Origin of the sequence: Pseudomonas sp. PA27(2017), from assembly GCF_001945445.1 — a bacterium.
Lineage (GTDB): Bacteria > Pseudomonadota > Gammaproteobacteria > Pseudomonadales > Pseudomonadaceae > Aquipseudomonas.
Window position 1 is genome coordinate 72,224 of sequence record NZ_MSXW01000058.1, and the last position, 22,647, is coordinate 94,870.

Below are 22,647 nucleotides of genomic sequence, written 5' to 3' on the forward strand. Positions count from 1 at the left end.
CTCGATCACCACGGAAGCCCTCGATGTCCCTCGATGCCCTCGCCCCCGCCGCCACATCCGGCAAACCGACCGGCCGTATCCGGCAGAAGAACGAAGAAGCGATCATCACGGCCGCCGAGGAAGAGTTCGCCCGGCACGGCTTCAAGGGCACCAGCATGAACACCATCGCCCAGGCGGTGGGCCTGCCCAAGGCCAACCTGCACTATTACTTCAGCAGCAAGCAGGGCCTTTACCTGGCCGTGCTGAGCAACATCCTCGCCCTGTGGGACAGCGCCTTCGACAGCCTCGGCGTCGACGACGACCCGGCCGAGGCGCTGGAGCGCTACATACGCGCCAAGATGGAATACTCGCGCCGCTACCCCAAGGCGTCGCGCATCTTCGCCATGGAAGTGATCAGCGGCGGCGCCTTCCTGTCCCAGCATTTCGGCAAGGATCACCAGACCTGGTTTCGCGAGCGCGCGGCGATCTTCGAGCAGTGGATCGCCGCCGGCAAGATGGATCCGGTCGACCCCATGAACCTGATCCTGCTGATCTGGAGCAGCACCCAGTACCACGCCGACTTCGCCTCGGAAATCTGCCGGGTCACCGGCCGCTCGCGCCTGACCAAAGCCGATTACCAGGCCGCGGCGGACAACATGGTGTGCATCATCCTCAAGGGTTGCGGGCTGAAGCCGAGCCTCTGATGCCTTACCTGCTACTCGCGCCTTGCGACTACCGCGAGGAAATCCGCAAGAGCCGCTTTCTCGCCCAGGCCCGCGCCGTCAGCAGCGCGGCGGATGCCCAGGCGTTCATCGAGCAGGTCAGCGACCCGAGCGCCTCGCACAACTGCTGGGCCTGGAAGATTGGCCAGCAGTACCGTTTCAGCGACGACGGCGAGCCCGGCGGCACCGCCGGCCGACCGATTCTCGCCGCCATCGAGGGGCAGGGTTTCGACGGCGTGGCCGTGGTGGTGACGCGCTGGTACGGCGGCATCCAGCTCGGCACCGGCGGCCTGGCCCGCGCCTATGGCGGCAGCGCCAACAAATGCCTGCAGAACGCCGAGCGCCAGGAACAGGTGCCGCGCACCGCCTGCGCCTGCCATTGCGGTTTCGCCGAGTTGGCCCTGTTCAAGTCGCGCCTGGCCGAGTTCGACGCCGCGCTGGAACAGGAGCACTTCGACGCCGAGGGCGCTGAGTTGCACCTTGCCGTGCCGCCCCTCCAGATCGACGCCCTGCAACGTCTGCTTGCCGATATCAGCCGCGGGCGCAGCACCCTGCGTATCATCGAGTGACCGCCATCAGCCGCCCACCTGCCATGGAGCATCTATGAAGCCGCACCTGCTGATTCTCAACCCGCTAAGCGAAAGCAGCCTGGCACGCATAGCCGAGCACTACCGGGTAACCCACGCGCCCGGCGCAGAAGCCCGCAAGGCGGCCATCGCCGAGCACGGCGACAGCGTGCAGGCGGTGCTGACCATCGGCACCATCGGCCTGACCGGCGAGGAGATCGCCCGCCTGCCCCAGCTCGGTTTCGTCGGCACACTCGGCGTGGGCTACGAAAAGGTCGACCTCGACGCCGCCCGCGCCCGCGGCATCGCCCTGAGCAACGGTGCGGGTAGCAACGCCAGCTGCGTCGCCGATCACGCCATGGCCCTGCTGCTGGCGGTGATTCGCGACGTACGCCGGCTGGACAACGCCTGCCGCGCCGGCATCTGGCGCGATGCCCTGCCGATGACCGACGGCGTCAACGGCAAGCGCCTGGGTATCCTCGGCCTCGGCGCCATCGGCGAGCAGCTGGCCCGCCGCGCGGCAGCCTTCGACATGCCGGTGGGCTATCACAATCGCTCACCTAAAGCGGACAGCCCCCACCGTTATTTCGCCAGCGTGCTGGAGCTGGCCCAGTGGTGCGATTGCCTGGTGATCGCCATTCCCGGCGGCGCCACGACCCTTCACCTGATCGGCGCCGAAGCGCTCGATGCGCTGGGGCCCCAGGGTTATCTGGTCAACGTGGCACGCGGCAGCGTGGTGGACACCGCCGCGCTGGGCACCGCACTGCGCGAAAAACGCATCCGCGCCGCGGCACTGGATGTGTACGAGAGCGAACCACTGCCGCCTACCGAGTTGCTCGACCTCGATAACCTGACCATCACCCCGCACGTGGGCGGCAACTCGCCTCAGGCGCTGGAGCAGTCGCTGAGCCAGTTTCTCGACAACATCGGCCGGCATTTCCGCGGTGAGCGACTGCTGACGCCGATCTGAGTCATTCGGGCGACGCAAAAGAGGCGGTTTAAAGGCATAGCAGCCACCCAAACCAACCTGTGGGAGCCCCGACCTCGGGGCGAAACGATCGCAGCCTGACTGCCTATCGGCGGTGCCTGAGCGAATCGTCGCGAGGTCGCGACTCCCACAGTGGATCGGGTAACGACCGCTCCCGCCACTTTGCAGCCAAGGCGATGAAATCGAGCCGGAAGATCGTGAACGGGCTCTCTTGCCTCAGCCGCCGCCCCTGACCTGCAAGCCGATGCCCAGCGCCTTGGCCAGCGATAGCGGCAACAACAGGGTATCGAGCAAGGCGCTGGCTGGCAGGTCGACGCCGGCGTAGCGCGGCGCCTCGGCACCAAAACGCTCGACCGGGCAGCAACCGCCTTGCAGCGCGTACCAGTCCAGCCGCGTGCCGGCGTACACCACGGGTGCGCCGGGCTGGTTGGCGTCCAGGGTACGTGCGGTGGCGCAGCCGCCGAGTTGCAGGCAGGCGAGCAGCAGGAGCCAGCCGGAGGTTCTAGTCATCGCCGCTGTTGAGGTGATGCTCGCCCCAGCGCGGCAGCATGTCCTGGGGGATGTTCAGGCAGTTGAGGATGCGTGCGACGACGAAGTCGATCAGGTCATCCAGGGTCTGCGGCTGGTGGTAGAAGCCGGGCGAGGCCGGCAGGATGGTCGCGCCCAGGTTGGAGAGCTTGAGCATGTTCTCCAGGTGGATGCTCGAATACGGCGCCTCGCGCGGCACCAGGATGAGCTGGCGGCGCTCCTTGAGAGCCACGTCCGCGGCGCGTTCGATCAGGTTGTTGCAGGCACCGGTGGCGATGGCCGACAGGGTGCCGGTGCTGCACGGCACCACCACCATGGCCGACGGCGCTCCCGAGCCGGAGGCCACCGGCGCCATCCAGTCTTCCTTGCCGTAGACGCGGATCTGCCCGTCGGTGGCGCCGGTGTATTCGGTGAGAAATGCCTGCATGGCCTGGGGCTTGGCCGGCAGGCTGACGTCCGTCTCGGTGGCCATCACCAGTTGCGCGGCCTTGGAGATCAGGAAGTGCACTTCCCGGTCCTCGCGCACCAGGCAATCGAGCAGGCGCAGGCCGTACTGGGCGCCCGAGGCGCCGGTCATGGCAAGGGTGATTCTCTCGGGACCGTTCATTTAACCTCCAGTCCCCCATGGGCCAGGAATCACATTGTCACTACTCATATTCCCCGACTGCTCTTGATCCGACGAGGCCTTACCACTTGCCAACGCGATAGCCAGCTTGCCATGCAAGCCGCCAAAACCACCGTTGCTCATGATCACCACCTGGGTGCCGGGGCGTACCCGCGCCTTCACGCCATCGATGATGGCTTCCAGGGAATCGCACACCTGGGTGGGGTTGGTGGCGCCGGCAACGGTGGCCGCCAGGTCCCAGCCCAGGTTCGGCGGCGCGTACCAGAACACCGCATCGGCCTGCACCGCTGACTCGGCCAGGCCATCGCGGTGGGCGCCGAGCTTCATGGAGTTGGAACGCGGCTCGATGATCGCGATGACCTGTTCATCGCCGACCCGCTTGCGCAGGCCGTCGAGTGTGGTGGCGATGGCGGTCGGGTGGTGGGCGAAGTCGTCATAAATGGTCACGCCGTTCACCTCGGCGACCTTTTCCATGCGACGCTTGGCGTTGATGAATTTGCCCAGCGCCTCGATGCCCAGCGCCGGCACCACGCCGACATGGCGCGCTGCCGCCAGCACGGCCAGGGCGTTGGCGACGTTGTGCTGGCCGGTCAGTTGCCAGTCCACCACGCCTTCGACCTTGCCGTCGAAACTCACCTCGAAGCGCGAGCCATCGGCGCTGAGCAGGCGCGCCTGCCATTGCCCGCCTTCACCGATGGTCTGCACGGGCGTCCAGCAGCCCATCTGGATCACCCGCGCCAGAGCGGTTTCGCTGGCCGGATGAATGACCAGGCCTTCGCTGGGGATGATGCGCACCAGGTGATGGAACTGCCGTTCGATGGCGGCCAGGTCCGGGAAGATGTCCGCGTGGTCGAATTCCAGGTTGTTGAGGATCGCGGTGCGCGGGCGGTAGTGCACGAATTTGCTGCGCTTGTCGAAGAAGGCACTGTCGTACTCGTCGGCCTCGACCACGAAGAACGGCGTGTCGCCCAGGCGTGCGGAAATCCCGAAGTTCTGTGGCACGCCGCCGATCAGGAAGCCCGGCGCCATGCCGGCGTGCTCCAGCACCCAGGCCAGCATGCTCGAGCTGCTGGTCTTGCCGTGGGTGCCGGCCACCGCCATCACCCAGCGGCCCTGCAGCACGTGATCGGCCAGCCACTGCGGGCCAGACACATAGGGCAGGCCCTTGTTGAGCACGTACTCCACCGCCGGGTTGCCGCGGCTCATGGCATTACCGACCACCACCAGGTCGGGCGCCGGCTGCAGGTGCGCTGGGTCATAGCCCTGCATCAGCTCGATGCCCTGGGCTTCGAGCTGGGTGCTCATCGGCGGGTAGACGTTGGCGTCCGAGCCGGTGACGCGATGGCCCAGCTCCTTGGCCAGCACCGCGAGCGAGCCCATGAAGGTGCCGCAGATGCCGAGAATGTGGATATGCATGAAAACCTCGAGAACAGGCGCGCCTGGGGGCGGCGAGCCGCGTGAAAACATGGCCGCAGATTAGCACAGCGGCGCCTTTCGCCGTGCCTGCCCGGTAGGGCGAAGCCAGCGCTGCGAATGGCACCCCACCGCAGGCTAAAGGCTCTGTCTCGCTGGCTTTAGGGCGAAAACTGCACTTTAATCGAAACGCCTGCCGTCTCCACCCGACAGCCAAACGAGGCCCTCGCCCATGCGCATCGTGCAAGCCACCCTGGAGCACTTGGATCTACTCACCCCGTTGTTCGTTCGCTACCGCGAGTTCTATGGCGAAAGGCCGTTCCCCGACTCCTCGCGCAAGTTTCTGGAAACCCGCCTCAAGCGCGACGAATCGGTGATCTACCTGGCCCTGGCCGACGACGATGACAAGCTTTTGGGCTTCTGCCAGCTGTACCCGAGCTATTCGTCGCTGTCGCTCAAGCGCGTGTGGATCCTCAACGACATCTTCGTGGCCGAAGATGCGCGCCGCCAACTGGTCGCCGATCGCCTGCTGCAGACCGCCAAGAAGATGGCCAAGCAGACCCAGGCCGTGCGCATGCGCGTGGCCACCAGCCGCGATAACGAGGTGGCGCAGAAGGTCTACGAGTCGATCGGCTTCGTCGAGGACGAGCAGTTCAAGAACTACGTGCTACCCATCAACAGTGAGTAACGCCCGCTGTTTGCGGTCGGCGGGGGGGCTGTTATGGTGACGGCCACTCTCCCACCGAGTCGTTTCCATGTGGTCGTTTAGCGCCTGGCGCCGTCGTCGCATCCTCTCCCGCCACCCCGTCAGCGCCAGCAGCTGGGCCACGGTGCGCCAGCGCCTGCCGATTCTCGATGGCCTCAGTGCAGAAGAAGAGCAGCTGCTGCGCGAGCGCGCCGTACTGTTTCTGCACGCCAAGCACCTGACCACCCTGCCCGGCCTCGAGCTGGACGTCGAGGACCGCCTGGCCCTGGCGGCGCTCGCCGAATTGCCGCTGCTGGGCCTGGCCGACCTGAACTGGTACCAGGGCTTCCACGAGGTGATCCTCTACCCGGATGACTTCGTCAGCCCGCAGCGCCACCGCGACTCCGGTGGCATCGAACACGAATGGGACGGCGAGCACAGCGGCGAAGCCTGGCAGCAGGGCCCGGTGATTCTCGCCTGGCCGGGCGTGCAGGCCAGTGGCGGCTGGGAAGGCTACAACCTGGTGATCCACGAGCTGGCCCACAAGCTGGACATGCTCGGCGGCGATGCCAACGGCCTGCCGCCGCTGCACAGCAATATGGATGTGAAGCAGTGGGCCAGCGCCATGCAGGAGGCCTTCGACAGCCTCAATGCCGAGCTGGATGCCGACGAGGACGCGCAAACCGTCATCGACCACTACGCCGCGGAAAACCCCGCCGAGTTCTTCGCGGTGAGCAGCGAGTACTTCTTCAACGCGCCGGATCTGCTCGATGAGGCCTTTCCCGCGGTCTACGAACAATTGCGCCTGTTCTACCGGCAAGACCCATTGGCACGTTTGCGCCGCCTGCAGGTCGAACACCCGGACTATCAGGAACCCACGCCCGCGGCTGCCGATACGACCAATGGCTGTAATGGCAACGACGCGGGAATCCACCTATAATCGCGCCACTTTTTTTGGCGCACATCAGGGAGTCACCCATGAGCTACAGCAAGGTTCCGGCCGGTAAAGACCTGCCGAACGACATCTACGTCGCTATCGAAATCCCGGCCAACCACGCGCCGATCAAATACGAAATCGATCACGATACCGACTGCCTGTTCGTCGACCGTTTCATGGCCACCCCGATGTTCTACCCGGCCAACTACGGTTTCATCCCGCACACCCTGGCCGACGACGGTGACCCCCTCGACGTGCTGGTCGTGACCCCGTACCCGGTCGCCCCAGGCTCGGTAATCCGCGCCCGCCCGGTCGGTGTGCTGCACATGACCGACGAAGCCGGTGGCGACGCCAAGCTGATCGCCGTACCGCACGACAAGCTGACTACCATTTACAAAGACGTTCAGGAATACACCGACCTGCCCCCGCTGCTGATCGAGCAGATCAAGCATTTCTTCGAGAACTACAAGGATCTCGAGAAGGGCAAGTGGGTCAAGGTCGAAGGCTGGGGCAACGCCGACGCGGCCCGCGCCGAGATCACCAAGGCGGCTGCTGCTTATCAAAAGTAAGCACAACCTGCCTTACGAAAGCCGGCCACAAGCCGGCTTTTTAATGCCTGCGATTTAGCCCCGCTTCAGGGCACGGCCAAAGAACGCCAGCATCTGCTTCCAGCCATGCTCGGCCGCTTGCTCGTCATAAACCGGGAAGTCCGGCTTCATCCAGCCGTGCTTGGCCGGGTAGGTTTCCGCGCTGAAGGTCACGCCGCCTTCTGGCAACGCCCGCTCGAAGCGTTCGGCCATTTCCGGTGGGTAGCTGCCATCGTTCTCGGCGGCGGCGATATAGACCTCGGCCTGCAGTGCAGACGCCGCGAGATGTGGGCTGTCGGCAGCGTCGGTGGCCAGGTTGCCGCCATGAAAGCTGGCAACGGCCGCAAAGCGCTCCGGTCGCGCACCCGCGCAGGCGATGGCCATGCCGCCACCCATGCAGAAACCCACCGCGCCGATGCGCTGCCCCTGCACGTCGCTGCGACCGTCTAGGTAGGCAATGTAGGCATCGATATCCGCCGCAGCCTTGGCATTGCCGGTGGTGGCCATCAGCGGGCCGAGAATGGCGCGGAAATCACCCTTGAACACTTCCTTGGGATCGAAGGGCCCGTAAGCGCCGTAGCGATAGTAGGTATCCGGCAACAGCACCACATAGCCGGCATCGGCGAGCCGCTGGGCCATGGCCAGCACGGCAGGGCGAATGCCGCCGGCATCCATGTAGAAGATGACCGCCGGGCCGCCCTGCCCGTCAGCGGGGGTGAACACGTGGGCCGGGCATTGGCCGTCTGGCGTGGTGATGACGATTTGCTCGTTAGCCATATTGATCCTCCGGTTGGATGTTGCCTGCCAGCGCCTGGAGATGGCAGGCATGAATGGGCGAGGTTAGGTATTGGTCAACAGGAAGACAACCGAGTGCCCGGCGATTCTCCGACAGCGCTCCTGACAGGCTGATCGCTTCCGTATCGGTACGCCCCCAGAGGCGGCCAGGCGATGAGTTCATCAAACGTTCACAGACCTTAAATAAATCCTTAATAATTGATTTAATTGAATTTTTCCAAAAAAACCAAGGAACCAACCGACTCCGTCACCCCACCCATGGCGCATCTTCACCCTGACTTGAAGGTGCTTATGAGTACGCCCGCCTATCGTTCCCTGATCGACAGCTTTTGCAGCCTGACGCGACTGAGCAACCCTCACAGCCTTTACGAACACACCGCCGTGGAGTTCAACGGTATCGATTTCACCCTGTTGCATCAGGACACCGCCAGTGGCGGCCGGATACTGCTGCACGGCGACCTGGGGAACCTGCCTGCCGGGGACCTGGCAACGGCAGCGGCGGCCCAGCGGCTGCTGGAGATGAACTTCTATCTGTTCGACGGCCACGCCGGGCCGGTTTTCACGCTCAACCCGCAAAGCCGGCGCGTCACCCTTGGGGTCAACCTGCCCCTGCCGGGGCTGCATGCGGAACGACTGGTGGAGTTGCTCGCGGAGCTGGCCGACCTGGCCAGGGCATGGCGTCGTGACTGCTTTCTGGAGGCCCACCCGGAGCGGCCGCCCAGCGAGCGCCCCATGGCGGGTTTGACGCGCTCTGCGCTGCGTAGCTCCTGAGGCCACTGTGATGGAAATCATCCGCTCCAGCACCGGCCCGCAAACCACCACAGCGCTCAGCGCCACGACACGGGAGCAGCTCCAGCGCCCCGACGCGCGCCCTGTGCGAGCGAAGCCCTCGAACCAGCCGCCTCTTACCACCCAACAGCGGCTGCAAGCTCAACAACCGCCGCCCCGTAGCCAGGCCCAGTTGTTCGAGACCCTGCACCCCGAGTTGCGGTCGCTGCGCGCCGAGTTTGCCCGGTTGGTCCAGGGCCAGCGGCCGTTGAATTTCTCCCGGCCGATCACGCTCCAGGCTCGCGACGCACAGCGGATTGCCCAGGATCCGCTGCAGTCGAACCGCCAGCGCATGATTCTGGAAGGCCGTGTACTGCTGCTCGATCCACAGCTCGATTTCGAACGCATGAGCACGTTGCTGCATGCCGACCAGCCGGGCCAACTCAACACCGGCATTCCCTATGGAGACAGCGTGGAGCAACTGCTCGGCGAAATCGATCGGCACTACAGCCAGCCCATGCCCGCCGGTCAGGCGGTATGCGGCGAAGGCTTGCAGGCGCTTCTGGACATCGCGCTCCCACGCATCGCCAGGCATCTGGATGGGCAGGCCGCGCTGTACAACGAAGTACTGGAGCATTGCTCGCTCAACGCCGAGGAGCGCCGTCAGGTGATCGCGGGCCGTGAAGCCTTCCAGGCCCTGGCCCAGCGCTGGTCGGCGGACATCAAGGAACGCATCCTGGCGACCTGCCAGGCATTGGCCGACGCCAGTCTGCAAGCCGCTGAACGGGATCTGCGCCGCGCCCGCAAGATGCCGGACAAGGCCGAGCGTGACACGCAAACTGCGCACGCCAGGGCGCAGGTCGAACAATGGCGGCAGGTGCAGGCGCACTTTAAGGATGCGTTCGCTTCCGTGCACGACAGTGCCCTGCAGGACAGCCTCTACCGCATGGATCTGGAACAGCACCTGCAAACGCTCGACGAGCACAATCGCGGCCTGTTCACCAGCGCCCGGGTATTCATCGCCGCGGCCATTCCACAAGGTTTGGCCTCGTGCCTGCAATTCGTACTGGCCAGGGCCTATGTCGACCCACGCCTGTCGTTGTTCGACCTGGCCAGGCAGTCCGCCGCGAGCGGCGCCGCCGTGGGCGCGGTGCACGAAACACTGGACAATTTCATCAAGCCGGCAGCCCGGGAAATGCTCGCCAGCGTCGGCGCCCACGAATTGCGCAAGGTTGACCCACGGGAAGTGATTCCCGGCCCACGCCGCGCCACGACCGAGGGCGGGCGCTACCGCGAGTTCAACGATGCCGAGCTGCAGGCCGCGTCCCAGCCGCTGGAGCAGGCGCGAAAAGGCTTCATCAACGCGCAGCAGGATTATTACAACGGCACGCTCATGGGTGACGGCATCACCTTCGCCACCCAAGGCGGTGCCCAGGTAGTACGCCGGCTGCTGGAGCTGACCACGACCCTGCCCGCCGCCGGCGTGGCGGCGGGCATGGCATCCTCGTTCATGGGCGGCGCGGCGATGTCCGGACTGCAGGCCTTGGGCCAGCAAAACAAGCACTTCGATCACGACGGTCGCAGCCTGCCCACCCATGTGCCCGAACGCCCTCCCGAGGCGAACCTCGACGCACGGTTGGCATCGGTGTGGAACAAGGGCCTGAGCAGCGCGGATCCTCGTCTGCCCAGCAGCCGCGAAGCCTATACCAGCAAGGTCTATAGCGCATCGGCAGCGATGATGTTCTTCAACGGCATGGGCAAGGCGATCAGCCGGGCCGGCGTCGACACGACGGCAGCCAAGGCCGGTTCGGTACTGATGACAGGTATCCAGGCAGTCGGCTTTCTGGCGCCCTTCTATGCCAACAAGCAGTCACGCGATGAAGCCAGGCTCGATGACAGCTCGCGGCTTGCCAGCGCCGTCGAGAACATTCGCCACCCTGATCGCGAGCATCTGCCCCACGGCACTCGCCCCGCGACCAACGCCCGGACGGTGGAGAATGGCTATCACCGCCTGCGAGGCCTGCAGCAAGCGCTGCCACAGGCCGGGGTAGTGGCGACCGAGGCGCTGGTAAGCAAAACCCTGAGCGGGCTCGCCAGCCTGGGCGAACAGGTGGCACGCCAGGTCAACGCACGTCGCGAACGCCCTGCGCCAGTGGACATCGAGATGGGCGAGAATGTCGGGGGCCAACGGGAACGGGAGAATTGAGTGCAAGCGAGTGCCTGGGCGTGTTTTCGCGTGCCATCAGGCTCTCGACCACTCGCTCACCGCGCGCCTTCAGGTTTTCTTCAGCGCCTCATCCTCGAAGCGCGCATCGTCAAAACCGGCCTGGGCGCAAAGCTCGCCGGGTGGCACGTAGGTTCCTGACTGGTTGTCGTAGTGGCTCACCCGGCCAGCGGTAAATTCGACGCGCCCCGCGTACATGACTGCCTCGGCCCTACCGGCCAATTGGAAATGCGCATTCTGGCCATTGCCCGCGTTGCCGACGCGCCGGGTACCGTCGAGCAACCTGACGAAGATGAACGAGCCGTCCAGTTTGTCCGTGACGTCGCCGTTACGGATCCAACTGCCGTCGGGAGCCTGGTTGGCGACGATGGCATCGCTCTTCGGCGCGCCATTCTCGCCATGCAACTCGCGCGTTCTTTTCGCCAGCCGAACCTCCATCGGCCCCACGCCACCCGGCAAACCCAGGGCTTGCTGCTGCGTTTGGACCTTGAGCCGCACAGGGGTGAACCCACGCCGGGCAGGCTCATCGTCCGCGATCGCGGCAGCCTCGGCGGTGCGCTTCAGAGCGGTCGACGATTGCGCGGCGCTCTGCTCGACGCGCGCCTGGGCCAGAGAAGTACGCCGCTGCGCCTCGGGAGGCGTCTGCGCGGAGGTCAGCGATGTCGCGTGGGCTTGCCCAGCATGCGCCAGGAGATCGGTCAGTCGCACCAGCGGAGCACCCCGCGCGTCGAGCACGGCCAGCTCGCTGCCGCGCCCCGCCTGATCGCGCTGGAACGCGACATGCTGGGCACCATGGAGGATCTGCGCGAATTCGAAACGCCCACCGTGCTCGTTGGCCTCGGCCTTGATCACCGCAACCCCGGAATCGCCGACCAAGGCGGCACGCGCCCGATCGAGCCACTGGCGTTGTAACGGCGTCAGCGAAGCCGAACGTTGGTCGAGCACATCACTGGAAAACACGGTGTCGTGCTTCCCAGCGATGTGCGACGCGACCTTCAGTTGATCGGAGACGGCGCCACGCGCCTGCTCCGGCGCGGACGGGGCGACGGCATTGGTTCTGGCGGCTGAACCCAGACTGGAAATCACCGGATGGATACCTCCTTCGGTTTGGGGCCTTGAGCCCTGGCTGAGCCCAATAGGTGGCAAGCCCGCACCGAACAGTTCCCTTGCCCGACGCCTCCGGCCACGCTCGGAGAGCCAGGTGACCGGGCGGTGACCAGCTTGCTCAAGCCGATCCCCTTCTCGCCCTGCACAACGTCGACAGCCTATCTGGCTAACGATGACCAAGGCAGTTCAAGGAACCGATCCTCCGGGCTTGCCACACAACTATTTGATCCCATTCGTCGAGCAGCCACTCGGCCAACCACCAGTCCCCATGCAAAGAAAATGCGGAGAGCGATGATGATCAAGGCACCGTCACACAGACAGCAACCCACTTTCAACAACCCAGGTAACGCAGCTAATGGCTTACCTTCACGAGAGGAAGCAGCGAAGTCCCCAGGTAAAAACAAGCCAGACACGGGCAATGCCAGCGTAAACTTTGGTCCGCTCAACAAACCACTGTCGTTTGGCAGCCCCAGCGCCGGGCCACGTAACGGTCTTGACCAACAGCGGTGTCACAACAGCCACGGTGGCTCCAAGCAAAGCCTTCTTGAACAGGTAATAGGCTCAGTGGCTAAAACACTTGCAAAACTGTTGGTTCAACAGGCCACGGAGCAGGTCACGGCCAAGTTGCAGAATGGTTCTGCGCAAATGCTAGGCGCGGGGCAGCCAACCGCGTCGATGCCTACCGCCACTACCGGTAACGAGAGACCAGCCACGAGTGGAAAAACCGGCGATGTTGAGGCTGTGCAGGTCAAAAACCCTGATGGCTCCATCAAAGAGACGGAGAAGGAGATCAAGAGCAAGCCAACGGCAGCCACAGGTCGACCTGCCGGTGATACACGAAGTGCCGAGGAAATCATCAATGCCAACCCCATTCTGAAAAATCTCGGCGATCAGAAGGACATTAATCGCGAGGGGGCGTACAAGCAGCTGGGCGACTGGACCGAGAACAACAAGGATCCCAAGGCAAGAGCCGACGCGGCCTACAATGCAGCCAAGGTTCTGAACTGGATCGACACGTCGAAGACTGCCGGCGGTGACTCCAGAGAGAAGGTCAGCGGCAAAGGCGATCTTTACGGGATTACCAAGGACGGTGACGCCCGCCATGGTACTCCCGCAGGCAATTGGAAAGACTTCACCGAAAAAGGTTACGGTGCCCTGAAGGACGATCACCGCCTCGATAAGACAAAAGATCCCTATGTGTATGAAGATGGCACCAACAAGAGCGGCTTCAAGGGATTCGTGAGCTCTGCGGCACAAAAGTTGTGGTTCATTCCCATCCTCAGCAACACCCTTAAGGGTGTAGGCGACTCCAAGGATGAGGATGGCTTCCTGGGTGCACTCAAAGGTGGTTTGAGTGGCTATGCCAATACGTTCAAGGATGCCATCGTGGGAGCCGTGGATGGGCTCAAGAAAGGTAAATTCAGCCCGGTACAGATGTTCATCGGTGCTTACACCAATCAGCTTTCCAACACCGAAGCTGCCCCGGAGAAGGTGCGCAAGGTCGCTGACAAAATCTGATTAGGCAAAGCCTCGAACGACTAGGCCGAGCCCTGAATACCTTGAGGTCGTGCTGTTGTCAGTTCAGCAGCGACCCGAAATAAAACCTCAACTGCCTGACGGCATGCATCTCTGATGCTTAGATACATGTCGTCAGGCCATGGCTTCAGGCAAACGGATCAATCGAGCGACGCAACTGCTCCCGCGCCCTCGACAGCCGCGAGCGCACGGTGCCAATCGGTACGCCAAGGCTCTGCGCCGTTTCCTGATAATTGCCGTCCATCACCAGGCTGACATGGATCACCTGGCGCATGGCCGTGGGCAATGTCTGGATGGCTTCCACCGTGCGCTGCAACTGCCGGCTTCCGTCAACGCACTGACCAATGTCGATGTGCTGCTCATGCGCCACATTGGTCTGGTCGTCGAGGCTCTCCTGATAAGGCTGGTTGTAGGTACGCCGGAAATGGTTGCGGATCAGGTTCAGGGCGATGCCGCACAGCCAGGTCTCCGGTTTGCTGGCGTGCTGAAACTTGTGCTCGTTGCGCAACGCCTCGAAGAACGTGCACTGCAGGATGTCATCGGCATCGTCGGGGTTCATCACGCGCTTGTGCACGAAGGCACGAAGCTTCTGCACCTGGGCCTGGGTCAACTGGCGAATGGCGCTGGGTGTGCGGCTAACGGGCAGAGGCGTGGCATGGCGAAGGGCGAGATTAGCGGACATGGGATTCTCCTGTGTAGGGACCAGGAGCTATAGCTACATGCATGCCATCTCAATTAGCCGCCATAAGCTAATGATTTATAAGTAAATACCAATTAACCATCGTGTCATCTTGAGCAAGATCCTGCGCTAGCGGACAGTTTCCTGAACGAATTTCTGCACACGGCAACCTGGGGGAACCGGTTCGGCTCCCACGCCACTCATTGAACATTCGTTCTTCCAGGCTGCGCCATGATCAACCGTGCTCAATCCACCACTGCGCCCACGCGCCTGCCGCCGACCACACCGGGATCGGCGGGGCCCTCAGGCACGCCTGGGCAACAGGGTGGCGCGCAGGCGGCAGGCACCACGGCGCAGCAGGTTTCCAGCTTCAATGCCGAGCTGAGTCAGGTCAGCATCCGCCTGCACAAGCGCAACCTGCGCTTCAAGGCCCTGCAACTGCAGTCGCAGAAAGTCCTGCAGTACAAGCTGTACAAACAGCTGCTCACGACCCTGGAGTCGAAGGCCGACCTGTTGCGCCAGAGCGCCCGTAGCGACGGCGGTTTCCGGCAGGTTTTCGATAGCTCGCGGCACGACCTCGGCCAGGCGCTGAGCCTGCTGCGCATTGCCGAACGACGAGCGCAGCAGGAGCGCTCGTTCGAGGAAGCCAGGAAGCTGCAGGCATTGCGGCTGCAGTTCGCTGCACAGCACAGGCAGCAGGCTCGGTCACTGCGCGCCCGGGTACCGTTCGCATCGGCAGTCGCCGACCCGCGGCGCCGCGAAAGCGCACGCAGCCTGTCAGGAAACGGCCAGGTGAACCTGCTGGAACTGACCCGGATGATCAGCGAACGGGAAGACCAGGACAGCGACGGCGACCACGGCTTCGACGCCCAGCTCAGTGACCTGCTGGTGGAAACCAACCACCTGGTGACCACCGCCCGGCCCAAGCAGCAACACGAAGCGCTGAAGAACATCGAGCGCACCACTTTCCTGAAACAGTTCTATGGCAGCTGCGCCCACATGCGTAACGAAATGCTGGCCAAGAACCCGGGATTCGAGATGAAGACCTCGGCATTCGTGAAGGTCTTGCAGCAACTCATCAGCGACGGCATGCAACCCAAGGAAACCCTGCAACTGGTGCAGGAAGTCGGCGGCCGCCAGCTCGAACATCAGCTGGCGTTGGTCAATCGCCTGCTGGCCCTGCTCAAGGAGCTGAAGTACATGAACTGGAACGACAACAAGAGCCGGCAAAAAGCCCTCGATAACCTGCTGCTGTTGTCCACTGCGCTGGTCAATGAAGAACAGCGCCGCTTGCAGGAGGCGATGGCCTGATGACGTACCTCATCCATGTCGCCAACCAGCTCGCCCTGGCGGCCATGCGCCGCTCGGAAATCGTCGGGGCCTTCGTGGTGCTGGCGATCATCTTCATGATGATCACTCCCATGCCGACCTGGCTGATCGACGTGCTGATCGCCATCAACATCTGCATTTCCTGCCTGCTGATCATGCTGGCGATGAACCTGCCGCGGCCACTGGCCTTCTCCACCTTCCCGGCGGTGCTGCTGATCACCACCATGTTCCGCCTGGCCCTGTCGATCTCGACCACGCGCCTGATCCTCCTGGATCAGGACGCCGGCCACATCGTCGAAGCCTTCGGCGAATTCGTGGTCGGCGGCAACCTGGCGGTGGGCACGGTGATCTTCCTGATCATCACGGTGGTCAACTTCATGGTCATCACCAAGGGCTCGGAACGGGTCGCCGAAGTCGGCGCGCGCTTCACCCTGGACGCCATGCCCGGCAAGCAGATGTCCATCGACAGCGACCTGCGCGCCAACCTGATCAGCGTGCAGGATGCCCGGGCCCGACGCGAGGAACTGGCCAAGGAAAGCCAGCTGTTCGGGGCGATGGATGGCGCCATGAAGTTCGTCAAGGGCGACGCCATCGCCGGGCTGATCATCATCGCCATCAACATGATCGGCGGCATCAGCATCGGCGTGATGCAGATGAACATGAGTGCCGGCGACGCCCTGCACATCTACACCATCCTGACCATCGGCGACGGCCTCATCTCGCAGATTCCCGCCCTGATGATCTCGGTCACCGCCGGCATCGTGATCACTCGGGTGCCGGACGGCAACCCGACGCCGCAATCGAACATCGGCCGTGAAATCGCCGAGCAGCTGACCAGCCAGCCCAAGGTGTGGATCATCTCGGCGGTGGCCATGCTCGGTTTCGCCGCGCTGCCCGGCATGCCGACCGGGATATTCATCACCATCGCCCTGATCTGCGGGTGCGGCGGCGTGCTGCAGATTTACCGCGACAAACCGCAACCGGAGGACGAGCAAGCCCAGTGGGTGGCGCCGGAGCTCAACGGCGACGAAGACTTGCGCACCTTCAACCCGAGCCGCCAATTCGTCTTGCAGTTCCACCCCAATCAGGACCCGCAGCAGATCGCCACGATCGTCAGCGAGATCCGCCAACGCCGCAATCGCCTGGTGGTGCAGTACGGCCTGACCCTGCCCTCGTTCATCATCGAGCAGTCGGAACACATCCCCGAGGACGAATTCCGCTTCTCGGTGTACGAGGTGCCGATGATGCGCGCCACGCTCAGCCACAGCCATGTGGCCGTCGATGCCCAGGCCCTTGACGAGCTCGAACTCGACGAGCTGATCCCTGGCAGCGTCGAGCGCCAGGAGGGCCAGTGGGTCTGGATGCCCGCCGATTCGCCGGTTCTGCACAACGCGGAGCTGGAACAGATCAGCGCCGCCACCCTGATCATCGAGCGCATGGAGCGCACCCTGCATGCCTGCGCACCGCAGTTCATCGGCCTGCAGGAGACCAAAGCGATCCTTGGCTGGCTGGAGTCCGAGCAGCCCGAACTAGCCCAGGAAATGCTCCGGGTCCTGCCACTGGCGCGCTTTGCAGCGGTGCTGCAGGGGCTGGCCGCCGAGTGCGTACCGCTGCGCTCGGTACGGGTGATCGCCGAAACGTTGGTCGAGCACGGCCAGTACGAACGCGACATCGCCATGCTGGTGAATTACGTACGCATCGCCCTGAAGTCGCAGATCTACCACCAGTACGCCACTGCAGAAGGCCTGGAGGTCTGGCTGCTGACCCCCGAGAGCGAGGGCGTTCTGCGCGATGGCCTGCGCCAGACGCAAACCGAAACCTTCTTCGCACTCAGTGATGCGACCAGCCAGTTGCTGCTCCAGCACCTGCACATGGCCTTTCCACAGCGCGCCAGGAAGCGCGCCGTGCTGCTGGTCCCCCAGGATCTGCGCAGCCCCCTGCGCATTCTTCTGCAAGAGGAGTTCTATCACGTGCCCGTGCTGTCCTTCGCGGAGATCAGCAGCTCGGCACAGGTCAAGGTCCTCGGCCGCTTCGAACTGGAGGAAACAGCGGCCCTAGAGAGCGAGCAATACGCATGAACGAATCCGGTAACGACCTGTTTGAACTACGGGTGCTGAACGGCCTTCACCAGGGCGCGGCACTGCCGCTGATTGGCGATCACTGGGCTATCGGCGCCGACGACGAGCTGGACCTCGCGCTGCACGATGCAGGCGTGCACCCTCGCCACTGTCAGCTACGGCGCGACGGCGAGGGCTGGCGCCTGGAGGCGGCCGACGGCCACCCCCTGGATATCGAGGGCCATCCGCTGGCCGACCTGCAGCCCCATGCCCAGTTCGCCCTGGGTTCGGTGTGGCTGAGCCTCGCGCCTGCCGAGGCGCCCTGGACCAACCTGCCGATCATCGCCCCCGACGATGGCGCGCAAGGCGCTCAGGGCGACGAGACACCGGGCCCCACTACATCGTCGCCCCGCGGCACCCTACTCAGCCGCGGCGCCTGCATCACGCTAGGGGTGCTGCTGGGCGTGGTGGGCAGTGCCTGGAGCCTGAGCAGCGCGACGCTGACGCCGAGTGCCTCCCCTGCCGCCTCGCCACTCGCCACGCCCGCGGCCCCCCCTGCACAAGATCAGCGGGCAGCCCTTGATCAGCAGAGCGCTGCCCGGCTGCTCAAGACCATGCTCAGCGAGCGCATGCTCGGTGCTGTCAGCCTGGAACACGACGATCAGGGGCTGGTACTCAGCGGTAGCCTGAAGGGCGAGAGCATGCAGGTTTACCAGCGCATGCTGCAGCGCTTCAAACAGGATCACCGGGTGGACTTTCGCATCGACGACCGGGTGTTCAATGGCAACGGCGGTCTGCCCTTCGCGATCACCCAGATCATCGGCGGCAGCAATGGCCACCTGGTGATGGCCGATGGGCGACGCATGTACATCGGCGACCGCATCGATGGTATTCGCCTGGTACAGATCGACAACGGCCGCATCCAGTTCGATGGCGAGCAACGCCTGGAGGTGAGCTGGTGAGTGCCCTGCTGCCGGTCCTGCAACAGTGGGAGCAGCGCCAGGCGGCGCGTCTGAACGATTTCAGCGCCGTGCGCGTGAGTGGCAAGGTCACGGCGGTCAGCGGCATCCTGCTCGAGTGCCAGGTACCGGCGGCCAAGGTGGGCGATCTGTGCGAGGTGATCAAGGCGGATGGCAGCCACATTCTCGCCGAGATCGTCGGTTTCACGCCGGACTGCACCTTGCTCAGCGCCCTGGGCACCCCGGAGGGCATTCAGGTCGGAGCCGCCATCCGACCGCTGGGGATCGCCCACCGCATCGGCGTCGACGAAACCCTGCTGGGCTGCGTGCTCGATGGCTTCGGCCGGCCCTTGCTGGGCGACGCCCTGGGCGCCTTCGCCGGCCCCAGCGACACCCGCCAGACGCTACCGGTCATCAGCGATGCCCTGCCGCCCACCCAGCGCCCGCGAATCAGTCGGCCGCTGACCACCGGTATCCGCGCCATCGACAGCGCCCTGCTGCTTGGCGAGGGTCAGCGCGTGGGCCTGTTCGCGGGCGCGGGCTGCGGCAAGACCACCCTGATGGCCGAACTGGCGCGCAATATGGGGTGCGACGTGATCGTGTTCGGGCTGATTGGCGAACGCGGCAGGGAACTGCGCGAGTTCCTCGACCACGAACTGGACGAGACGCTGCGCAAGCGCTCGGTGCTGGTCTGCGCCACCTCCGACAGGTCCAGCATGGAACGGGCACGCGCAGCCTTCACGGCCACGGCCATTGCCGAGGCGTTCCGAGCCCGCGGTATGAAGGTATTGCTGTTGATCGATTCCCTGACCCGATTCGCCCGCGCCCAACGCGAAATCGGCATCGCCGCCGGCGAACCCCTGGGCCGTGGTGGCCTGCCGCCCTCGGTGTACACGCTGCTGCCGCAACTGGTGGAGCGGGCGGGAATGAGTGAAGTCGGCTCGATCACGGCCCTGTACACCGTACTTATCGAACAGGACTCGATGAACGACCCGGTGGCCGACGAGGTGCGCTCGCTGCTCGATGGCCACATCGTGTTGTCGCGCAAGCTGGCCGAGCGTGGCCACTACCCGGCGATCGACGTGCCGGCCAGCATCAGCCGTGTGTTGAGCAACGTGGCCAGCCGCGAGCATCAGCGCGCCAACAACCGGCTGCGCCGGCTCATGGCCGCCTACCGCCAGGTCGAGATGCTGTTGCGCCTGGGCGAATACCAGGCCGGGGCCGATCCGGTCACCGATTGCGCCGTGCAGCTCAACGGCGCCATCGACCAGTTCCTGCAGCAGGATCTGCGCGGCCCATGGCCCCTGGAAGACACGCTGGCGGCGTTGAACCAGTTGACCGATGCCTTACCGGAGTGAGCATGGAAAACGATCTGGAAATCGACCCGCAACGCGCCTCGCTGGAGCAGGCCATCGCCCTGCTCAAACCCTTGCGCCAGCACCGCCAGGCACGTGCTGAACGCCAGCAGCGCGAGGCGCAGCAAACCCTGGAAAACAGTCACGAACAGCTGCAGCACGTCGAGGCGCGGCTCACGCGACAGACCGAGGAGCAGCACACCCGCCGCGCGCAATTGGCCAGCCAGCACCTGCAGCAGTGCATGGGGTTCGAGGAGGTCGGCCGCTGGCATGACCGCGAGCGCCGCATGCTCGATCACCTGGCCACGCTGCGCCACGAGGTCCACCAGCAGCAGGCCCTTCTCGAAACCCATCAGGCCCAGTTGCAGCAGGCCAGCGACCAGGCCAGACAGGCGCAGCGCGCCGTGGAAAAACTCGCCTGCCTTACCGAGGCCCTGAACGATGAAAGCTGAAACCGCCGCGGCGCCTCGACGGCCGCAGCCGCCCAGCCCGCCGGCAGCCCCGGCCCAAACGCAATCTGCCGCCGCCAGGCTCCAGCAAGGCGGCCCGCTCCGACGTGGCGACATCGACCTGCGCATGCTCACACAGGGCGTAGACCTGTCGCCTTCGGCGTTGATGGCCGACGGGCTGGTTTTCGCCCAACTGATCCAGCCGGCGCAAGCGGTATCGGACGAAGGCTCGGGCCTGGGAGGCGGCCAGACCGCCGCGGCCGGCAAGCCCGATGCTGCCGCGAGCCAGCTGGTCGACGAATTGGCGCAACGGTTGCCCATCGCGCCCCCAGGCGCGTTCACGGCTACCCTGCTGATGCCCAACCTGGGCCGGATTCAGGTACGCGCCGGCAAACGCGACGATCAATGGGAGGTGGAGCTGGGTTGCGCGCGCCGGGAAACCTTCGAGCGCCTGCGTGGCCAGCGCGGCGCCTGCGAGGCGTCGCTGGCCGAGGCCATGGGCAGCCCGGTTCGCCTGGCCCTGGTCGATGAGGCGCTGGCATGAGCGCGCTGGGTCTTCGCCAGCTGGCACCGCTGCAGGCCCAAGCCAGCCGGGCCCTGGGCGTAGGGCTGAGCGCGACCTTTCAGGCCAGGGGGCTAAGCGGCGAGCTGCGCGTGACGCCGCTGCCAGCCGAGACGCAGGCCGCCCCCGGCACCTGGTTCGACAGCGCCCTGGGGGCCTTGCACCTGAGCGATGCCGGCGCCTTGCTCAGCCTGCTGGGTGAGCTGCCGGTCAGCGTCGCGGGCGACTCCCAGGCCTGGTACTGGCAGGTGATCAGTCAGCAGCTTAGCCCGCTGATAAGCACCTGCCTGGCTCCGTTATCGATGCGTGAAAGCGCCCCGTCGGGGGACCTGCAGATGCGCTGCGCCCTGCGCGTGACGCTGGGCGAGGAAGTCGCCCACGGCCAATTGACGGCCGCCGCGGGCACCCTGCTCCAGCTGTTGCAGGCGCCGTTCTGGCACCCGCTTCACCGCCCCTTTCCGGCCGCCCTGCAGGTGCACGAGCCGCTGATCCTGGGCCGCTGCGAGCTGACCCTGGAACAACTCGCCTCACTGCGCCCGGGGGACGTGGTGGTGCCAAGCGACCCGCACTTCGACTGCGACGGCCAGGGCGTGCTGGCGCTCGCCGGGCAGCGCTGGCGCGCGCAGACAACGGCATGCGGAACACGCCTCCTATTGAACCTGGAAATCGACGGCCATGAGCATGACGACCACTGACCCGACCCTGGAAACACCCTACGCCAATGAAGCCAGCGAGACCGCCTACCTCGATGAGCGGCCAGACCCGGCGGTGCAACCCGACGCCCAGCAAACGACTATCACGCCCGACGATACGGGCGACGTGGCAGTCGACAGGGCCGATGACGAGCAGCAGGCCTGGGCAGCGGCGCAGCCGTCGACGGACACGCCCCCCGAGGATCTGGCTGACCGGCAGCCTCTTTCGCCTCTCGCGCATCTGCCCCTGGCCCTGACGCTGCGCTGTGGCTCACTGAGCCTGAGCCTGGAGCAATTGCAACGGCTCGACCATGGGGCGGTGCTCGAGGTGCAGGGCGTCACGCCGGGGCAGGCCTGGCTATGCAGCGGCGAGCAGGTGGTCGCCGAAGGCGAATTGGTCGACGTGGGCGGCCGCCTGGGCCTGCAGATCACTCGCATGACGTCGCTGACATGATTCTGGACGGGATGAACCCGGTTCTCCTGGCGCTGTTCCTGGGCGCACTGTCGCTGGTGCCCTTCCTGCTGATCGTCTGCACCGCGTTCCTGAAGATCGCCATGACCCTGATGATCACCCGCAACGCCATTGGCGTGCAGCAGGTGCCGCCGAACATGGCCATCTATGGTATCGCCCTCGCCGCCACCATGTTCGTCATGGCCCCGGTGGCCCATGAGGTCCAGAAGCGCCTGGACCAGAACCCCCTGGACATGTCCAGCACCCAGAGCCTGCAGGAAAGCGCTGGCGGCATCATCGACCCACTGCAACAGTTCATGACCCACAACACCGACCCGGACGTGCTCACCCACCTGCTGGAAAACACCCACCGCATGTGGCCCAAGGAGATGGCCGAGAGCGCCAGCAAGAGCGACCTGCTGTTGGCCATCCCGGCGTTCGTGCTGTCCGAACTGCAGGCCGCCTTCAAGATCGGCTTCCTGATCTACATCCCCTTCATCGTGATCGACCTGATCGTTTCCAACCTGCTGCTGGCACTGGGCATGCAGATGGTGTCGCCGATGACCATCTCGCTGCCACTCAAGCTGCTGCTGTTCGTGCTCGTGGATGGCTGGACGAAGCTGATCGACAGCCTGTTCCTTTCCTACCTGTGAG

At 64.6% G+C, this 22,647-nt stretch carries 23 protein-coding genes and 1 pseudogene; 18 read left to right on the forward strand and 6 right to left on the reverse strand.

What is annotated here, in order from left to right; genetic code table 11:
• Nucleotides 1–23: 23 nt before the first annotated feature.
• The 3 genes from BVH06_RS20550 to BVH06_RS20560 are packed head-to-tail and all read left to right on the forward strand — an operon-like array spanning nucleotide 24 to nucleotide 2,237.
• Nucleotides 24–683, forward strand: a complete 660-nt coding sequence (locus BVH06_RS20550; RefSeq protein WP_075935324.1) for a TetR/AcrR family transcriptional regulator — start codon at nucleotides 24–26, stop codon at nucleotides 681–683.
• A complete protein-coding gene (locus tag BVH06_RS20555) occupies nucleotides 683–1,270 on the forward strand; it encodes a YigZ family protein (protein ID WP_075931617.1) in 588 nt (195 codons plus the stop codon). The genes BVH06_RS20550 and BVH06_RS20555 overlap by 1 nt, the downstream gene beginning before the upstream one ends.
• Nucleotides 1,271–1,304: 34 nt before the next feature.
• Nucleotides 1,305–2,237, forward strand: a complete 933-nt coding sequence (locus BVH06_RS20560; RefSeq protein ID WP_075935325.1) for a 2-hydroxyacid dehydrogenase — start codon at nucleotides 1,305–1,307, stop codon at nucleotides 2,235–2,237.
• Between the two features lie 234 nt (nucleotides 2,238–2,471).
• Here the strand turns inward: BVH06_RS20560 and BVH06_RS20565 are convergent, their stop codons facing one another.
• From BVH06_RS20565 to mpl, 3 genes and pseudogenes are all read right to left on the reverse strand, one after another.
• Nucleotides 2,472–2,765, reverse strand: coding sequence for a YceK/YidQ family lipoprotein (locus BVH06_RS20565; protein WP_075935326.1), 294 nt, complete (start codon nucleotides 2,763–2,765; stop codon nucleotides 2,472–2,474).
• The gene (gene ubiX, locus BVH06_RS20570) at nucleotides 2,758–3,390 is read right to left on the reverse strand and encodes a flavin prenyltransferase UbiX (protein ID WP_075931614.1); all 633 of its coding nucleotides are present in this window, start codon (nucleotides 3,388–3,390) and stop codon (nucleotides 2,758–2,760) included. Before ubiX ends, BVH06_RS20565 begins: the two co-directional genes overlap by 8 nt.
• An 87-nt stretch (nucleotides 3,391–3,477) precedes the next feature.
• Nucleotides 3,478–4,824 (reverse strand): annotated as a pseudogene (gene mpl, locus BVH06_RS20575) (UDP-N-acetylmuramate:L-alanyl-gamma-D-glutamyl-meso-diaminopimelate ligase); the annotation flags it as partial.
• A gap of 229 nt (nucleotides 4,825–5,053) precedes the next feature.
• On the opposite strand from mpl, the gene BVH06_RS20580 reads away from it, so the two are divergent.
• From BVH06_RS20580 to ppa, 3 genes are all read left to right on the forward strand, one after another.
• Nucleotides 5,054–5,509 carry a GNAT family N-acetyltransferase gene (locus BVH06_RS20580; protein WP_075931613.1) on the forward strand — a complete coding sequence of 152 codons (456 nt, stop codon included), beginning with the start codon at nucleotides 5,054–5,056 and terminating at the stop codon, nucleotides 5,507–5,509.
• A gap of 67 nt (nucleotides 5,510–5,576) precedes the next feature.
• A complete protein-coding gene (locus BVH06_RS20585) occupies nucleotides 5,577–6,446 on the forward strand; it encodes a zinc-dependent peptidase (protein ID WP_075935327.1) in 870 nt (289 codons plus the stop codon).
• A 38-nt stretch (nucleotides 6,447–6,484) separates the two neighbouring features.
• Nucleotides 6,485–7,012 carry an inorganic diphosphatase gene (ppa, locus tag BVH06_RS20590; protein WP_070887203.1) on the forward strand — a complete coding sequence of 176 codons (528 nt, stop codon included), beginning with the start codon at nucleotides 6,485–6,487 and terminating at the stop codon, nucleotides 7,010–7,012.
• Nucleotides 7,013–7,066: 54 nt separating this feature from the next.
• Here ppa and BVH06_RS20595 read toward each other — a convergent pair whose 3' ends face one another.
• Nucleotides 7,067–7,807, reverse strand: a complete 741-nt coding sequence (locus tag BVH06_RS20595; protein ID WP_075935328.1) for a dienelactone hydrolase family protein — start codon at nucleotides 7,805–7,807, stop codon at nucleotides 7,067–7,069.
• A 309-nt stretch (nucleotides 7,808–8,116) separates the two neighbouring features.
• Here BVH06_RS20595 and BVH06_RS20600 point away from each other — a divergent pair, with 309 nt between their 5' ends.
• On the forward strand, nucleotides 8,117–8,596 hold the full coding sequence (locus tag BVH06_RS20600) for a CesT family type III secretion system chaperone (protein ID WP_075935329.1): 480 nt from the start codon (nucleotides 8,117–8,119) through the stop codon (nucleotides 8,594–8,596).
• Nucleotides 8,597–8,606: 10 nt separating this feature from the next.
• Nucleotides 8,607–10,799, forward strand: coding sequence for a hypothetical protein (locus BVH06_RS20605; protein WP_075935330.1), 2,193 nt, complete (start codon nucleotides 8,607–8,609; stop codon nucleotides 10,797–10,799).
• Nucleotides 10,800–10,868: 69 nt separating this feature from the next.
• On the opposite strand, the gene BVH06_RS20610 is transcribed toward BVH06_RS20605, so the two are convergent.
• Nucleotides 10,869–11,903, reverse strand: coding sequence for a hypothetical protein (locus BVH06_RS20610; protein WP_075935331.1), 1,035 nt, complete (start codon nucleotides 11,901–11,903; stop codon nucleotides 10,869–10,871).
• Between the two features lie 315 nt (nucleotides 11,904–12,218).
• Between BVH06_RS20610 and BVH06_RS20615 the strand changes: the two genes are divergently transcribed.
• Entirely contained in the window at nucleotides 12,219–13,442 is a 1,224-nt protein-coding gene (locus BVH06_RS20615) for a hypothetical protein (protein ID WP_139315696.1), read from the forward strand.
• 145 nt (nucleotides 13,443–13,587) lie between these two features.
• Here the strand turns inward: BVH06_RS20615 and BVH06_RS20620 are convergent, their stop codons facing one another.
• Complete coding sequence (locus BVH06_RS20620) at nucleotides 13,588–14,142, reverse strand: RNA polymerase sigma factor (protein WP_075931606.1); 555 nt, start codon at nucleotides 14,140–14,142, stop codon at nucleotides 13,588–13,590.
• A 228-nt stretch (nucleotides 14,143–14,370) separates the two neighbouring features.
• Between BVH06_RS20620 and BVH06_RS20625 the strand changes: the two genes are divergently transcribed.
• From BVH06_RS20625 to sctR, 9 genes are all read left to right on the forward strand, one after another.
• Nucleotides 14,371–15,450: a TyeA family type III secretion system gatekeeper subunit gene (locus BVH06_RS20625; protein ID WP_075935334.1), complete on the forward strand. Its 1,080-nt coding sequence runs from the start codon at nucleotides 14,371–14,373 to the stop codon at nucleotides 15,448–15,450.
• Nucleotides 15,450–17,546, forward strand: a complete 2,097-nt coding sequence (gene sctV / locus BVH06_RS20630) for a type III secretion system export apparatus subunit SctV (RefSeq protein WP_075935335.1) — start codon at nucleotides 15,450–15,452, stop codon at nucleotides 17,544–17,546. Before BVH06_RS20625 ends, sctV begins: the two co-directional genes overlap by 1 nt.
• Nucleotides 17,543–18,487, forward strand: a complete 945-nt coding sequence (locus BVH06_RS20635) for an FHA domain-containing protein (protein WP_256575222.1) — start codon at nucleotides 17,543–17,545, stop codon at nucleotides 18,485–18,487. The genes sctV and BVH06_RS20635 overlap by 4 nt, the downstream gene beginning before the upstream one ends.
• Before the next feature lie 5 nt (nucleotides 18,488–18,492).
• Nucleotides 18,493–19,842, forward strand: a complete 1,350-nt coding sequence (locus BVH06_RS20640) for a FliI/YscN family ATPase (protein ID WP_139315699.1) — start codon at nucleotides 18,493–18,495, stop codon at nucleotides 19,840–19,842.
• Nucleotides 19,843–19,844: 2 nt separating this feature from the next.
• The gene (locus BVH06_RS20645; RefSeq protein ID WP_075931602.1) at nucleotides 19,845–20,291 is read left to right on the forward strand and encodes a type III secretion protein; all 447 of its coding nucleotides are present in this window, start codon (nucleotides 19,845–19,847) and stop codon (nucleotides 20,289–20,291) included.
• A 124-nt stretch (nucleotides 20,292–20,415) separates the two neighbouring features.
• Nucleotides 20,416–20,832 (forward strand): type III secretion system HrpP C-terminal domain-containing protein, encoded by a 417-nt coding sequence (locus tag BVH06_RS20650; RefSeq protein ID WP_256575223.1) that lies wholly within the window; start codon nucleotides 20,416–20,418, stop codon nucleotides 20,830–20,832.
• A complete protein-coding gene (locus BVH06_RS20655) occupies nucleotides 20,829–21,545 on the forward strand; it encodes a hypothetical protein (protein WP_075935338.1) in 717 nt (238 codons plus the stop codon). The genes BVH06_RS20650 and BVH06_RS20655 overlap by 4 nt, the downstream gene beginning before the upstream one ends.
• A complete protein-coding gene (locus BVH06_RS25145) occupies nucleotides 21,532–21,996 on the forward strand; it encodes a FliM/FliN family flagellar motor switch protein (RefSeq protein ID WP_083652145.1) in 465 nt (154 codons plus the stop codon). Before BVH06_RS20655 ends, BVH06_RS25145 begins: the two co-directional genes overlap by 14 nt.
• The gene (sctR, locus tag BVH06_RS20665) at nucleotides 21,993–22,646 is read left to right on the forward strand and encodes a type III secretion system export apparatus subunit SctR (RefSeq protein ID WP_075931599.1); all 654 of its coding nucleotides are present in this window, start codon (nucleotides 21,993–21,995) and stop codon (nucleotides 22,644–22,646) included. Before BVH06_RS25145 ends, sctR begins: the two co-directional genes overlap by 4 nt.
• The last annotated feature ends 1 nt before the right edge of the window (nucleotide 22,647 follow it).